Source organism: Cyanobacterium sp. HL-69 (assembly GCA_002813895.1).
In the GTDB taxonomy this organism is placed as follows: Bacteria; Cyanobacteriota; Cyanobacteriia; order Cyanobacteriales; family Cyanobacteriaceae; genus Cyanobacterium.
Window position 1 is genome coordinate 860709 of the sequence record CP024912.1, and the last position, 13652, is coordinate 874360.

Below are 13652 nucleotides of genomic sequence, written 5' to 3' on the forward strand. Positions count from 1 at the left end.
AATAATGAGCGATCGCACCTCAGTCTTCGCCGATAATGGTAAGAAGTGGATAATCATCTCTGCCATCCTGGGGCTAATCACCCTTATCGGTAGTGCCATCTATGTCATCCAAAGGACAAATACCCAGAGTCAAACCGAGGAATCTAACACCCCTAGTGTAGCCACCATTGAGGCCGTAAGTGCATTAGGACGCATCGAACCTGAAGGGGATGTGGTGGTGGTGGCAGCCTCTCCTGCCATGGCTGGGGCAAAGGTTAGAAGCCTATTGGTATCCCAAGGAGATTTTGTGGCAAGGGGAGAAATTATCGCCATCACCACCGACTATGAAACCAAACAAGCAGAATTGGAAAGGGCAAGAAGAGATTTAGAAGTAGCCCAAGCTAATCTCGCCATCGTTAGGGCAGGGGCAAAAGAAGGACAAATCGACGCCCAACAGGCTACCGTAGAGAGGTTACAAGCTCAAATTGCTACCCAAAGGGAAGTTGATAACGCCCGACTCAGTCGTTTGAGGGCGCAAATTACCTCCGAGACAATAGAAAGACAAGCCACCGTAGACAGATTACAGGCAGAATTAGACAACGCCCAAAATGAATTACGCCGTTATCAAGACTTGGTTAGGGATGGGGTAGTATCTCAATCGGAATTTGAAACGAGGGAGTTAACTTTTCAAGCCGCCCAAAAACGTTTTCAAGAATCAGAAGCTACCTACCAAAAAACCATTAATACCCTCAATGCCGAAATCGCTGAAGTAGAAGCCATTACCCAACAAAATGTCCGCACCCTCACTCAACAAATAAATGAAGCCCAAGGAAGGTTAGAGGAAATAAGAGAGGTTAGGGGGGTAGATGTCGATGCCTCCGAAGCAGAAGTAAGTCGTGCCATGGCAGGGGTAAATCAAGCCCAAGTGGAGTTGGAGTTAACCCAAATAAAAGCCCCCATCAATGGACAGATTATTGAGGTAATAGCCCGTGAGGGGGAAAATATTGATAATGCCCAAGGGGTGGTAGAAATGGCCAATATTGACCAAATGTTGGTGGTGGCAGAAGTTTATGAAACTGACATTGGTAGGGTACAAATAGGACAAGAAGCTACCATTGAAAGTGAGAATAATACTTTTAGTGAGCAAATTCGGGGAAATGTTATTCAAATTAGTAGTAAAATTGGCAAAAAAGATGTCTTAGAAACTGACCCCGCCGCCAGTATTGATGCTAGGGTTGTAGAAGTAAAAATTGCCGTTAATCCTGAATATAATGATGTCATAAATAGCCTTATTTATTCACAAGTATTTGTACAAATTTTATTATGAAAATACCTCTAGCCTGGTTACAATTAAGTAGAGAAAAAATTAAATTATTAGTGGCGATCGCAGGTATTGGTTTTGCTGATCTTTTGATGTTTATGCAACTAGGATTTAAAAGTGCATTACTCCAAAGTGCCGTTACAGTCCACGAACAAATAGAAGGGGATGTGTTCTTATTAAGCCCTCAATCAGATGCTCTTATTTCTATGAAAAGTTTTTCCTCCCGTAGGCTACAACAGAGTTTAGGAGTAAAAGGAGTTGAATCTATTAACTATATAAATATTGGTTTTGCTATCTGGAAAAATCCCGAAAATCAATCTACTAGACAAATAATGGTCATTGGTTTCAATCCTAAAGAACAACTTTTTAAACTACCAGAAGTACAAGAAAATTTAGCCCAACTAAGATTATCTGATGTGGTATTATTTGATGATAAATCAAGACCAGAATTCGGACCGATTCCTGAGTGGTTTAATAGTGGTAAAACTGTTCAGGCAGAAATAAATGAAAGGGAAGTTTCTGTAAGGGGATTATTTTCCATTGGCTCTAGTTTTGGGGCGGATGGTAACTTAATAACCAGTGACTTAAACTTTCTGAGAATTTTTCCTAATCGGGATAGCAATTTGATTGATATGGGGATAATTCGCCTAGAAGAAGGGGTAAATTATCAGGCAGTTATTAATGCCCTAAGACAAAGATTTGACCAAGGAGATGTGGTAGTTTTATCCCGTGAAGAATTTGTTGCCTATGAAAGGGAATATTGGGAAAATAGCACCGCCATTGGCTTTATTTTTAACCTAGGGGCGCTCATGGGTTTGATTGTGGGGGTGGTCATTGTCTATCAAATTTTATATACTGATGTGGCAGATCACCTTCCTGAATATGCTACCCTCAAAGCCATGGGTTATACCAATAATTATTTATTGCGTTTAGTGTTTCAACAGGCTTTTATCCTTGCCTGTGTAGGTTTTATTCCTGGAATGGGCGTTTCTATGCTTCTCTATGATGCGGCCGCCGGGGCTACAGGATTACCCATTCAGATGACGATTTCCCTTGCTTCCCAAGTGTATATTTTAACATTGGGAATGTGTTTTGTTTCAGGGGCGATCGCTGTTAATAAGTTAAAATCAGCAGATCCTGCGGATATATTTTAAGATAAAAAAGGGTAAAGATTTATTTTTAATGGTGAGTAAAAGGGAAAATATGTTAACTTCCAAGACAGAATTAGACATACAAAAAAAAGAAAATAACCAAGAAGATAATAAAGTTGTTGAGATAGAAAATTTAGACTTTTATTATACCAACAATAAACTAACAAAACAGATTCTCTTTGACATTAATTTAACCCTAGAAAAAGGAGAAGTTGTCATCATGAAAGGGCCTTCTGGCTCAGGAAAAACAACCCTTCTAACCTTAATGGGGGCTTTACGTAGTGCAACCCATGGCAGTCTAAAAGTATTTGGAAAACAATTAGTAAATGCAGATAATAATCTCTTAATTCAAACAAGAACAAATATTGGTTATATTTTCCAAGCTCATAATCTACTCAAATCCTTAACGGCTAGGCAAAATGTTCAAATGTCTATGGATTTGCACCCACAATTTTCCTCAGAAGAAGGCAAGAAAAAATCTATCGAAATGTTAGAGGCTGTAGGTTTAGGTACTCACATCGATTATTATCCAGAAAACCTATCTGGGGGACAAAAACAAAGGGTTGCCATCGCTAGGGCATTGGTATCTCACCCGAAAATGGTATTAGCCGACGAACCTACCGCAGCCCTTGACAGTAAATCAGGCCGTGATGTAGTGGAAATAATGCAAAAATTAGCCAAAGAACAGGGTTGTACTATTCTTATTGTAACCCATGACGATCGCATCTTAGACGTAGCCGAAAGAATTATCGAACTAGAAGACGGAGTGTTAGGTGTTAGGTAGTATAAGACATTGTGACTAAATCCATTGCCTTTTGCTAGGCAATTAAATCTTGATAACTTTTAACCTCATTCATTTCATTCTTAACCTAATCCCTAAAACCTTTTCATTAACGTCTTCCTTTAATGCCCTTATGGGAAAGAAAATCAGGAACATTTTGGGGTAACAACCATGAAGGGAGGGGTTGATGTACCAGAGTTTGGTAACGATAAAAATTGAGGGCTTCAAATAAAAATCCTACTACCGCACAGGTTGCACCAATGGTGATAATGCCCATACTACCAGAGCCGTCGCCAAAAACAGTAAAAAAGTTCCAAGTATGTTCATATCCTTTTTCTGCCAAAAATCCGAGGGCAGGTACATAAGCCATTAAGTAAAAGGACACTAAAATTAGTACGCACACAATGATAGGGGTTGCAAAACTCACTAAACTGGTTAATATTAGGGAGAAAAAGAAAGATAACCACATATTCATAATTTGTTACTCCTCATGGAGTCAGTGAATGGTTAATTGATAATTTACAATAGTAAAATTATTGCTGTTTAAATTACTATTTTTAGGTTACGTCCTTAAACTAGAAATTTCACTAATTTGACAAGAATCTTAAAATAAGATTAAATATCTTGACATAAAAATAGTTTTAGTGTAAAGACATATAAACTTGTTTAACAATCACCATCTTAATACTTAACAAATCGATAAGAAACTATTGACTATGGGGAAAACTCGGAGCAAAGAAACCGCTACCTTACTTGTATCTTGCCCAGATCAACAGGGTTTAGTGGCAAAGATAGCTAACTTTATCTATTCTAATGGAGGTAACATCATTCATGCCGATCATCATACCGACTTAGAAGCAGGTTTATTTCTTTCTCGTATTGAATGGCAGTTAGAAGGGTTTAATTTACCTAAAGATTTGATTGATGCGGCTTTCGGTGCGATCGCCCTCCCTCTCAAAGCCACATGGCAACTACACTTTTCTGACATTATTCCTCGCCTTGCCATCTGGGTAAGTAAACAAGATCATTGTCTTTATGACCTATTATGGCGTATCCGTGCCAAAGAACTAAAAGCTGAAGCAGTTTTAATTATTAGTAATCATCAAGACTTAGCCCCCGTAGCCCAACAATTTGGGATCGAATATCATTATATCCCCATCACCAAAGAAAATAAAGCCGAACAAGAAGCCAAACAAATAGAAATACTAAAAAAAGCCCATATCGACTTAGTAATACTCGCTAAATATATGCAAGTACTAAGCCCGCAATTTATCCAGCAAATTCCCAACATAATTAATATTCACCACTCCTTCTTACCAGCCTTTGTGGGGGCAAAACCCTACCATCAAGCCTACTCTAGGGGAGTAAAAATCATTGGGGCAACAGGGCATTATGTCACCCAAGATTTAGATGCAGGGCCTATTATTGATCAGGATGTAGTCAGAATTAGTCACCGTGATACCGTTGCCGACTTAATCAGAAAAGGAAAAGACCTTGAAAAAATAGTCCTTTCTCGGGCTGTCAGACTACACCTCCAACAAAGGGTATTAGTATATGGCAACAAAACCGTAGTTTTCGGATAGAAGTCAAGGATATTGAGAACATTACAAACAATTATCCATTCTCAATTATTTATTACATCCACAGCCAGTGTGTCCGCAACCACTACCACTAGGATGTCCGTCAGCACAAGCCTGACAACAATAATACTGCTCATTTTTTTGAATGGCATCGCTCAAGTTAACGATACATAAACAAGAAGGACAAGCACATTTCATTTGAGTAACCGTAGTCATAATTTTTCTCCTAATAAATTTAGAAATTGATTTATGTCAATATCATAACACATGAACAGTTATTCATAAGTAAGTAACAAAAAATTAACAATGGCTTTATTTTTTAGAAGATTTCTGTTGACAGTAATCACAAACGCCAAAAAATTCTAAGGTGTGGTAATAGACGGTAAAATTTTTCGACTCACACCACTGATGTAATTGTTCATCAATGGGACAATCCCTGAGAGGAATAGACTCACCACAAGAAACACAGTTGAGATGATGAGGGTGATGCTCATGTTTGATGATACTGTAAAAAGCCTCACCGCTGGGGGAAACTCGCTCTTGAATTAATCCTTCTTGGTGCAATGCCTTGAGACTACGATAAACCGTTGCTAGTCCTGTGCTAGAACCCTGCTCACGGAGTTTAAAATGTATTTGTTGGGCGCTAATTTCTTCTTTTATTTTCTTGAGTAAAGCTAAAATGAGTGTTTGATTTTTGGTAGTTCGCATTATTTAGTAAAAAAATTGCAATGATAATTGGTAAGATTTTGCGGAAAGGGCTGTAGCCCTTATTTTACCAATACAATGAATAAAATTAATTATTAACTGCCTGACTATACATCTTTCTCACTGAACCCAAAAGACTCTTGAAAATAGATTGAGAAGTTTGATTTTGAGGATTCAAATCTTGTAGATAGTGTAATAGTTTTGCTTCCTCCACGTCAATATCACCATCACTGTAAACTAGACCACTAATAGACTCTAATAGTTTTTGATAATCTTTTGTACCATGATTTTTCCCTAAATAAAGTTCTAACCATTCGTAACACTGATTAATAGAAATAGGCTTTACCTCTGATAATAAACTTTTAATTTCTGGATCGTTTATTAAGTCGGTTTCTGTGGCCATTTTTTTTAAATAATCTCTTTCTTCTTGATGAATGATGCCATCAATCCAAGCGGCACCGATAACAATTTTCATCAATAGTTTTGTTTTATTGGCTGTATTCATTTAATTTATCCCTTGGCTAGTTTGATCATAAAAAAACCATCCATATTATGACGGTGAGGGAAAATTTTTATTGCCCCCTTTGATGTTATCGGAAAATTTGCGGTTATATTGTTTCTTTCTGTAACAATGTGCCAATCAGGGTGAGACGTAAGAAAAGCCTCGATTACTTCTTCATTTTCCATAGGGTTTAGGGTACAAGTGGCATATACCAGACAACCGTTATCTTTTACCCCCTTCGACATATTACTTAAGATGGCTAGTTGTTTTTTTGCTAACTCAACAATTTTTTCTGGTTTTTGTTGCCAGCGAATGTCGGGGCGTTTGTGTAGTGTACCTAATCCAGAACAAGGAGCATCGATTAAAATTTTATCATAAAGTTGTACGGTGCGATCGCACTTTACCTCCTCACCATCAGCATTTATCCCTGCTAAAAACTCAAAACTACTACTATCCCCCTCTTTTATCTCAATGGATTTTAAACCCAAACGCTCCACATTTTCCCTAATTTTTTCTAATCGAGAAGATCTATTATCACAGGCAACAATCATCCCCTTATCTCCCATCAACTCAGCTAGGTGAGTAGTTTTGCCCCCTGGGGCCGCACAAGCATCAAAAACAGTCTCACCAACCCTCGGCTCTAAAAAATGACCAACTAACTGGGCGCTACTATCCTGCACCGAAAATAAACCCTCCGCAAAACCTTTTAAATTGCGTACATTACCCACCGATGATAACCTCAACCCTTGGGGTAAATGGGACAACAACTCACTTTCGATGCCATCGGCTTTAAAAGAATTTTTTACCTCTTCAGCGGTTGTCTTTAAACTATTTACCCTTATATCAAAAGAAGGAGATTCGTTGTACCACTGCAATAACTTTTTAGTTTCCTTAACATTTAACTGTTTCAAAAAAACTTCCACAATCCAATCAGGAAAACTATACTTTACCCCTAATTTTGGTATCAATTCCAAAGGCAAAATTAAAGGATCTTCTATTTCAGCTTTTCTAAGATAAGATCTCAAAATACCATTAACTACCCCTGACAACTTTGTTAAGCCGTTTTGTTTTGCCAATTCTACGCTAGTATTTACAGCAGCGGATGGGGGAATTTTATCAAGATACCTTAGTTGATATAAACCCAAGTGTAAAATAACTCGCAACGGCAAAGGTTGTTGAGCAGCTTTTTTTGTACCCAATTGATTTACTAAACTGTCGAGAGTCCTTTTTCTTCTGACTATTCCATACAACAACTCCGACACCAAGCCCTTATCCATAGGATTGAGGTTTTGATTTTTGCTCAAAATTCTTTCTAAGGCAATATCAGTATAAGCCTTGTTTCCATAAACATCCTGTAGGGCAAAAAAGGCTAGTTGACGGGGAGAAATTTTTGGATTCATTTAAAACTGGGGAATAGGGAATGATGATAGTAAGTAAGTAGGCATAATTAAATCGATTTAGGCAAGGGGTTTCAACCCCTTGTTCATAAGAGTCTTAAGAAAATAAGAGCTATAATTAATTTCGCCAACCTACTTATTTCTTGGCGTTTTTTTACTCTTTTAGAGGATATTATCATCTCACAAATTTATTACTTTTCCATTAAATTCTCAAGAATGCAAACTTTTGCTACAAATAATCTTTTGACCACAAAAAACAGTGCTACCGTATAAGTATAGATACAATCAGTTAATGGAGTTTAATCCATGTATAAACCCAGCACCACCCAAGATTTCTGCGCTCAAGACTTAGAATTAGAAATCTTGGGTAGATTTCGCTCCATTGTTGCCATACTACCCTCAGATTGCAAAATATTTCGTGAACCTTGGGACTCATCAACGATACTATGTTTTGATTTTAGCCTTTGTCCTTATCAACTAGAAATTGTTAAAGAAAAAGCAGATATTTTAATCAATGCGGCTCAACGATTGTATTTAGGAAAATCCATTGTATTCCGTTACAATAACCAACCAAAAGCATTTCGTCAAGTTTCTTAATAATTGATGTACCAAGTTAGTAAAGAAGTTGCTACCACGAAAACCCGTGATGGGATAACATTGGTGGCGGATATTTATCGCCCTAAAACCGAGGAAAAGTTACCTATTCTGTTGATGCGTCAACCCTATGGACGGGAAATTGCTTCTACGGTGGTATATGCCCATTCCAAATGGTATGCCTCCCAAGGATATATTGTGGTTATCCAAGATGTGAGAGGGAGGGGTGATTCGGGAGGAGAGTTTCATTTATTTGAGTCAGAAATTGATGATGGGGAAGATACTCTTAACTGGCTTAGTACCCTCGAAGGTAGCACAGGGAAAGTGGGAATGTATGGTTTTTCCTATCAGGGTATGACTCAGATATATGGTGCTATTAGTAAACATCCTGCCTTGAAAACCATTTGCCCTGCCATGATTGCTTCGGATTTATATGGTGATTGGGCCTATGAAAATGGGGCTTTTTGTTATGAGTTAAATTTGGCTTGGGCGATACAGTTGGGGGCGCAAACGGCAAGATTGAAAGAGGATTTTTCTGCTTATAATTTACTTTTTTCGGCTTCTCGTAATTTACCTGTATGGGGCATTCCCTCTGGTGTGGAGGAGGCTTTGAGAAAGTATGCTCCTTTTTATTATCTTTGGTTAAATACTCCCCCTGATGATGATTATTGGCGAAAATTATCTCCTCAAAGTTATCTTGATAGGATTGATTTACCGATGCTTCATATTGGGGGTTGGTTTGATGGTTATTTGCGGGGTACTTGGAATTTTTATCGGCAAATGAGGGCTAAAAGTGCTTTTCAACAGTCTTTAATTATTGGGCCTTGGTGTCATATTCCTTGGGGTAATACTAAGGGCGATCGCACTTACTCTGTTACGGCAAATAATAATATTAATGAGGCTCAAATAAGTTGGTTTGATTATTATTTAAAAGGTGTTAAAAATAATAAAATTCCTAAAAAAAATATAAATTTATTTCTCATGGGACAAAATAAGTGGATAAAAAAGAAAACTTTAGACAAAGAAAAATACACTAAATTCTATCTAAACAGTACAGGATTAGCTAATGTTAGAGACGATAATGGTAAGTTATTAAGCAAAAATAAAAAAATATCAGAGGATATATTAGTAACTGACTTTTGGCGACCTACCCCTAGTTTAGGGGGACATAATAGCGTTAATGCTGGAAGTTTTGAAAGAGGAGAGTTAGAGCAGCGCACTGATATTATTACTTATACTTCAGATTTTTTGACGGAAAAGCTAACTATAATTGGGGATATTTCTTTACAGTTAAAGGTGGCTTGTAATCATTCTACTTTTGATATAAGTGCGGTACTTTCTCAGGTTTATCCTGATGGGAGGGTATATAATTTTAGTCAAGGTCATATCACGGTACAAGAGCATCAAGGGAATAAGCCCATTATATTTAATCTCCAACCCAGTGCGATCGCCCTTAAGAAAAATACAGCCCTCCGTCTTAGTATCAGTGGTAGTGCTTTTCCTGCCTATGCCCTGAATAAAGGAGATAGTCAAGAAGCCCAAACCATTACCTTAAGAGTTTTTTGTACCGAAGAATCATTTTTGAGATTGTAAAATATTAGTATAAGCACCACGGGCATTAGAATTTACACCACTACGCCAGTTATCATCGTTGATAGGTTGCCATGAAACATTACCAATTACCTTTGTGGGGTCAAAATTGTTATTAAAAGAAGCATAAACCCTGTCTGTGGAAATGGGAATCACCTGAATTTGTCGTAATTCCAAGGTTTCCTTGTCAAACAAAACTCGACCAATAATGTTCTCAGGAATAGGTAAAAGAACAGGATGAATAAAATTTCCCAAGCTCTCAAAAATAACCCCTCTCTTGCCCCTAGGAGACTCTACAATCCTTATGGGTGCAAGGCGATGGGGCCCGTGACCAAAAACTATATCCCCCTCAAAATTTTGCACAAAATTAACGCCTATATCCACTAATTGTTTTTGAGTTTTCGCTGTCCAACTATGAATAGAAAGGATGCGAATATCGGCTTGGGAGTCACGGAGCGATCGCAATATAGTTAGTTCATCCTTTAAACAAGCGGTGTAGGTACAATCCCCGTAAGCAAGATAGAGACTAGCAAAAGCAACCTTGACGGGTGTATCTTTTATCATCATGGTTTTAACTACCGCTTCTTTTTGTTCCCCTACCCCATGCCATAACCAACTAGCATTTAATTCCGAAGTTAACCTTTCCATGTGCCTAGCGGTGGCAAATACTCCGTCAACCCCTTCCTCAGCGCGATCGCAATCACGGGTATGATTATTCGCCAAACCAATTAAATTAAAACCCCTTTCATAGATGCCCTTCATGTTGTCAGGATGGGATGCAAACGCAAAAGAGCGAGGCCCCAAAGGCGCCCAAAACTGTTGACATGATAAGCCCAAGGTGCTTTCCCAATTCATAAAAGATAAATCTGCCCGATAGGATTTTCCCGTATCATCAAAAGCATCTAATAACTTCCCAAAGTTTGCTTGTACCCCAGGAAAGACGGCATCGGTTAACGTCATGGGTTGCCGATGGGTGTGAGCCATTCCTGCATCTCCTACCCCCCGAATATCGATAAAATCCTCTGCCTGTTCATAGTCAAGGGCGATCGCCCCTAGGGTGTCATAAAAATTAGTTTGATTAGGCTTATTTTTAATATTAATGGCAACTACAGGGGTTGTAGGCTCAGGGAGAGGAAACCATTTTTGCTCTACCATATCCCCTTCACCCTCATCTTTTTGGGTTACAGTATCAGAAACAACCTCCACCACAAGCTCATCGGAATGATGACAACCCACTAGATGGAAAACAAACAAAAATCCCAGCAAACATTTATTTATCATAAATCAAGATAATTCTTTTAAAAATGTCCTCAGATGTAAACAAAAATTAAAAAAGTTTTTTTTGAAAGGAAAATGTTCATCAGATAACCATTACAGCCCAAAAATTTAGAAATAACCGAGACATTTATGAGGCTGATTTTTTTTCCTCCACCATGAATAATAAGCAATAATCTTAAAAAAATATTACGAAATGTCAAGAAATGCTACTAAAATAGGATAGAGAAATAGTAGTAGTAACAAAAAAAGAGATGCGAGTAGCAATTGCAGGAGGAGGGCTAGCAGGTTTATCCTGTGCCAAATATTTAACCGATTTAGGACATCAACCTATTTTGTTGGAAAGTAGAGATGTATTAGGGGGTTTAGTAGCCGCTTGGAAGGATGAGGACGGAGACTGGTTAGAAACTGGTTTACACGCCTTTTTTGGTGCTTATCCCAATATGTTACAACTCATGGGAGAATTAGGCATTTTAGACCGCCTACAGTGGAAACAACACACCCTCATTTTTAACCAACCCGAAAAACCTGGCACTCTCTCCCGCTTTGATGTGCCTGATATTCCTTCCCCTTTTAATGTAATTACTTCTATTCTGCGCAACAATGATATGTTGACTTGGAGTCAGAAGATTCGTTTTGCTATTGGTTTATTTCCTGCCATTATCCGTGGTCAAAAGTATGTGGAGGATATGGACAAATATAGTCTTATTGAGTGGTTAAGGATTCAGGGCATTGATGAAAAAGTCAATACTGATATTTTTATCGCTGCTTCTAAGGCTCTTACTTTTATCAACCCCGATGAGGTATCCGCTACCATTATCCTCACGGCGTTAAATAAGTTTTTGCAGGAGCGTTATGGCTCAAAGATTGCTTTCTTGGATGGAGCGCCCCCAGAGCGTTTATGCGCACCCATTGTGGATTATGTCACCGAAAAGGGTGGAGAGGTACGCACTAGTTCACCTTTGAAAAAAATTGTCTTAAATGAGGATGGCTCGGTAAAACATCTTTTAATTAGAGGTTTGAATGGAGCAGAGGATGAGATTATCGAGGCGGATGCTTATGTGTCGGCTATGTCGGTGGATGCCATGAAGTTATTGATGCCTGAGCCTTGGAAAGAAGAGCCTTTTTTCCAAAAATTAGAAGGGCTTGAGGGTGTACCTGTAATTAATGTCCAAATTTGGTTCGATCGCAAATTAACCGATGTGGATCAACTTTTATTTTCCCGCTCTCCTTTACTCAGTGTCTATGCGGACATGAGTGTTACTACTAAGGAATATTATGACCCAGAACGTTCTATGTTGGAGTTAGTGCTTGCCCCCGCCGAGGAATGGATTGGTAAATCCGATGAGGCTATCATTGAAGCCACCATGGAAGAGTTGGCAAGGCTTTTCCCTGAACAAATTCCCCACGAGGCGAAGGTGCGCAAAGCGAAAGTACTAAAAACCCCTCGTTCGGTATATAAAGCCATTCCAGGTCGTCAGGCTTACCGCCCTAGCCAAGCCACTCCTATTTCTAATTTCTTCCTTTCTGGTAGTTATACTATGCAGGAGTATTTGGGAAGTATGGAAGGGGCTGTATTATCTGGTAAATTGACCGCTCAGGCGATCGCCAATAAAAAAGTACCCGTGAGAAAACCAAGTATGGCAAAAGGTGAACCTACCTTTGTAGGATAATCAAAATTATTTATTTCCCAAGGGGTGTAACTTTTGTGGATTTTTCATAACTTTGTTAGACTCCTAAAGAAATAAATAGTTAAAATTTGTCAGAAAGTGAGACAATACTAGAGAATTGTCATTATTTTCATTTTTAAACTTAATCTAGTAATTATTTCAGCAGGGATGAATGCTGCAACTGCCTAAAAAACTAAAACCAAAACACCCCCTAGCTTCCGTCGAGGAGTCCTATGAATATTGTCGTCAGGTAACGGCGAAGTATTCCAAGACCTTTTATCTTGGTACTTTGTTGATGCCCAAACAAAAAAGAAAGGCAATCTGGGCTATTTATGTCTGGTGTCGTCGCACCGATGAATTAGTAGATGGACCTCAAGCTAAATTTACCACCCCTGAAACCCTTGATTCGTGGGAGACTCAACTAGAGTCGGTATTTGATGGACAACCCATTGATGATCCTGATGTGGCTCTGGTGGATACTCTTACCCGTTTTCCTATGGATATTCAACCCTTTCGGGATATGATAGCTGGTCAGAGAATGGACTTGTACCGCAACCGCTATGATACTTTTGAGGAATTAGATTTATATTGTTACCGTGTGGCGGGTACGGTAGGCTTGATGTCTTCGGCGGTGTTGGGGGTTGATGATCGCAATGTCAGCGTCCCTTGGAATCGTCAATCTATCATTGTACCCGAACAAGAGGCGATCGCCCTTGGTATTGCCAATCAACTAACTAATATTCTCAGGGATGTGGGAGAAGATATTGATCGTGATCGTATTTACCTACCCCTCGAAGATTTAGCAATGTTTGACTATACCGAAGAAGATTTATTTAACAAAGTAATCGATGACCGTTGGCGTAGCTTGATGAAGTTTGAAATCCAACGGGCCAGAAAATACTATGTGGATGCGGAAAGGGGTATTAGAGCCTTAAGCCCTGATGGTCGTTGGCCTGTGTGGTCGGCATTAATGTTGTACCAAGGTATTCTCGATGTGATCGAAAAAAATGGCTATGATGTTTTTAACCGTCGTGCCTTTGTACCTACCGCCAACAAAATGCTTTATTTACCTGTGGCACTATTGAGGGCTCAAGTTTTGTAACCTAG

Annotated in this window: 14 protein-coding genes; 8 read left to right on the plus strand and 6 right to left on the minus strand. The window is 38.8% G+C overall.

What is annotated here, in order from left to right:
• Positions 1-4 precede the first annotated feature (4 nt).
• From AA637_RS03855 to AA637_RS03865, 3 genes are read left to right on the plus strand one after another with little or no spacing between them, the layout of a single operon-like run.
• Positions 5-1306 (plus strand): HlyD family efflux transporter periplasmic adaptor subunit, encoded by a 1302-nt coding sequence (locus AA637_RS03855; protein ID WP_446683971.1) that lies wholly within the window; start codon positions 5-7, stop codon positions 1304-1306.
• Positions 1303-2454 carry an ABC transporter permease DevC gene (gene devC / locus AA637_RS03860; protein WP_446683972.1) on the plus strand — a complete coding sequence of 384 codons (1152 nt, stop codon included), beginning with the start codon at positions 1303-1305 and terminating at the stop codon, positions 2452-2454. The genes AA637_RS03855 and devC overlap by 4 nt, the downstream gene beginning before the upstream one ends.
• A gap of 49 nt (positions 2455-2503) precedes the next feature.
• Positions 2504-3235, plus strand: coding sequence for a DevA family ABC transporter ATP-binding protein (locus AA637_RS03865; RefSeq protein WP_446683973.1), 732 nt, complete (start codon positions 2504-2506; stop codon positions 3233-3235).
• 106 nt (positions 3236-3341) lie between these two features.
• Here AA637_RS03865 and AA637_RS03870 read toward each other — a convergent pair whose 3' ends face one another.
• Positions 3342-3707 (minus strand): hypothetical protein, encoded by a 366-nt coding sequence (locus AA637_RS03870; protein WP_446683974.1) that lies wholly within the window; start codon positions 3705-3707, stop codon positions 3342-3344.
• A gap of 241 nt (positions 3708-3948) precedes the next feature.
• On the opposite strand from AA637_RS03870, the gene purU reads away from it, so the two are divergent.
• On the plus strand, positions 3949-4815 hold the full coding sequence (purU, locus tag AA637_RS03875) for a formyltetrahydrofolate deformylase (RefSeq protein WP_446683975.1): 867 nt from the start codon (positions 3949-3951) through the stop codon (positions 4813-4815).
• A 45-nt stretch (positions 4816-4860) separates the two neighbouring features.
• Here purU and AA637_RS03880 read toward each other — a convergent pair whose 3' ends face one another.
• From AA637_RS03880 to AA637_RS03895, 4 genes are all read right to left on the minus strand, one after another.
• Positions 4861-5028, minus strand: coding sequence for a metallothionein (locus AA637_RS03880; protein WP_071891688.1), 168 nt, complete (start codon positions 5026-5028; stop codon positions 4861-4863).
• Between the two features lie 96 nt (positions 5029-5124).
• Complete coding sequence (locus AA637_RS03885; RefSeq protein ID WP_069790410.1) at positions 5125-5520, minus strand: Fur family transcriptional regulator; 396 nt, start codon at positions 5518-5520, stop codon at positions 5125-5127.
• A gap of 85 nt (positions 5521-5605) precedes the next feature.
• Entirely contained in the window at positions 5606-6022 is a 417-nt protein-coding gene (locus tag AA637_RS03890) for a tellurite resistance TerB family protein (RefSeq protein ID WP_446683976.1), read from the minus strand.
• A 5-nt stretch (positions 6023-6027) separates the two neighbouring features.
• Complete coding sequence (locus AA637_RS03895) at positions 6028-7419, minus strand: 16S rRNA (cytosine(967)-C(5))-methyltransferase (protein WP_446683977.1); 1392 nt, start codon at positions 7417-7419, stop codon at positions 6028-6030.
• Positions 7420-7722: 303 nt separating this feature from the next.
• Between AA637_RS03895 and AA637_RS03900 the strand changes: the two genes are divergently transcribed.
• Both AA637_RS03900 and AA637_RS03905 read left to right on the plus strand, forming a co-directional pair.
• Positions 7723-8013: a hypothetical protein gene (locus tag AA637_RS03900; RefSeq protein WP_446683978.1), complete on the plus strand. Its 291-nt coding sequence runs from the start codon at positions 7723-7725 to the stop codon at positions 8011-8013.
• 6 nt (positions 8014-8019) lie between these two features.
• Positions 8020-9603 carry a CocE/NonD family hydrolase gene (locus tag AA637_RS03905; RefSeq protein WP_446683979.1) on the plus strand — a complete coding sequence of 528 codons (1584 nt, stop codon included), beginning with the start codon at positions 8020-8022 and terminating at the stop codon, positions 9601-9603.
• On the opposite strand, the gene AA637_RS03910 is transcribed toward AA637_RS03905, so the two are convergent.
• Complete coding sequence (locus tag AA637_RS03910; protein WP_446683980.1) at positions 9586-10881, minus strand: CapA family protein; 1296 nt, start codon at positions 10879-10881, stop codon at positions 9586-9588. The two genes, AA637_RS03905 and AA637_RS03910, sit on opposite strands and share 18 nt — an antisense overlap.
• Positions 10882-11129: 248 nt before the next feature.
• Between AA637_RS03910 and pds the strand changes: the two genes are divergently transcribed.
• Positions 11130-12548: a 15-cis-phytoene desaturase gene (pds, locus tag AA637_RS03915; RefSeq protein ID WP_446683981.1), complete on the plus strand. Its 1419-nt coding sequence runs from the start codon at positions 11130-11132 to the stop codon at positions 12546-12548.
• Positions 12549-12717: 169 nt separating this feature from the next.
• On the plus strand, positions 12718-13647 hold the full coding sequence (gene crtB, locus AA637_RS03920; protein ID WP_446683982.1) for a 15-cis-phytoene synthase CrtB: 930 nt from the start codon (positions 12718-12720) through the stop codon (positions 13645-13647).
• Positions 13648-13652 lie beyond the last annotated feature (5 nt).

Excerpts from the sequence above, each read along its gene's own strand:
- AA637_RS03855 (WP_446683971.1), top strand. The coding sequence starts at position 5 with ATGAGCGATCGCACCTCAGTCTTCGCCGATAATGGTAAGAAGTGGATA.
- devC (WP_446683972.1), top strand. The coding sequence starts at position 1,303 with ATGAAAATACCTCTAGCCTGGTTACAATTAAGTAGAGAAAAAATTAAA.
- AA637_RS03865 (WP_446683973.1), top strand. The coding sequence starts at position 2,504 with ATGTTAACTTCCAAGACAGAATTAGACATACAAAAAAAAGAAAATAAC.
- AA637_RS03870 (WP_446683974.1), bottom strand. The coding sequence starts at position 3,707 with ATGAATATGTGGTTATCTTTCTTTTTCTCCCTAATATTAACCAGTTTA.
- purU (WP_446683975.1), top strand. The coding sequence starts at position 3,949 with ATGGGGAAAACTCGGAGCAAAGAAACCGCTACCTTACTTGTATCTTGC.
- AA637_RS03880 (WP_071891688.1), bottom strand. The coding sequence starts at position 5,028 with ATGACTACGGTTACTCAAATGAAATGTGCTTGTCCTTCTTGTTTATGT.
- AA637_RS03885 (WP_069790410.1), bottom strand. The coding sequence starts at position 5,520 with ATGCGAACTACCAAAAATCAAACACTCATTTTAGCTTTACTCAAGAAA.
- AA637_RS03890 (WP_446683976.1), bottom strand. The coding sequence starts at position 6,022 with ATGAATACAGCCAATAAAACAAAACTATTGATGAAAATTGTTATCGGT.
- AA637_RS03895 (WP_446683977.1), bottom strand. The coding sequence starts at position 7,419 with ATGAATCCAAAAATTTCTCCCCGTCAACTAGCCTTTTTTGCCCTACAG.
- AA637_RS03900 (WP_446683978.1), top strand. The coding sequence starts at position 7,723 with ATGTATAAACCCAGCACCACCCAAGATTTCTGCGCTCAAGACTTAGAA.
- AA637_RS03905 (WP_446683979.1), top strand. The coding sequence starts at position 8,020 with ATGTACCAAGTTAGTAAAGAAGTTGCTACCACGAAAACCCGTGATGGG.
- AA637_RS03910 (WP_446683980.1), bottom strand. The coding sequence starts at position 10,881 with ATGATAAATAAATGTTTGCTGGGATTTTTGTTTGTTTTCCATCTAGTG.
- pds (WP_446683981.1), top strand. The coding sequence starts at position 11,130 with ATGCGAGTAGCAATTGCAGGAGGAGGGCTAGCAGGTTTATCCTGTGCC.
- crtB (WP_446683982.1), top strand. The coding sequence starts at position 12,718 with ATGCTGCAACTGCCTAAAAAACTAAAACCAAAACACCCCCTAGCTTCC.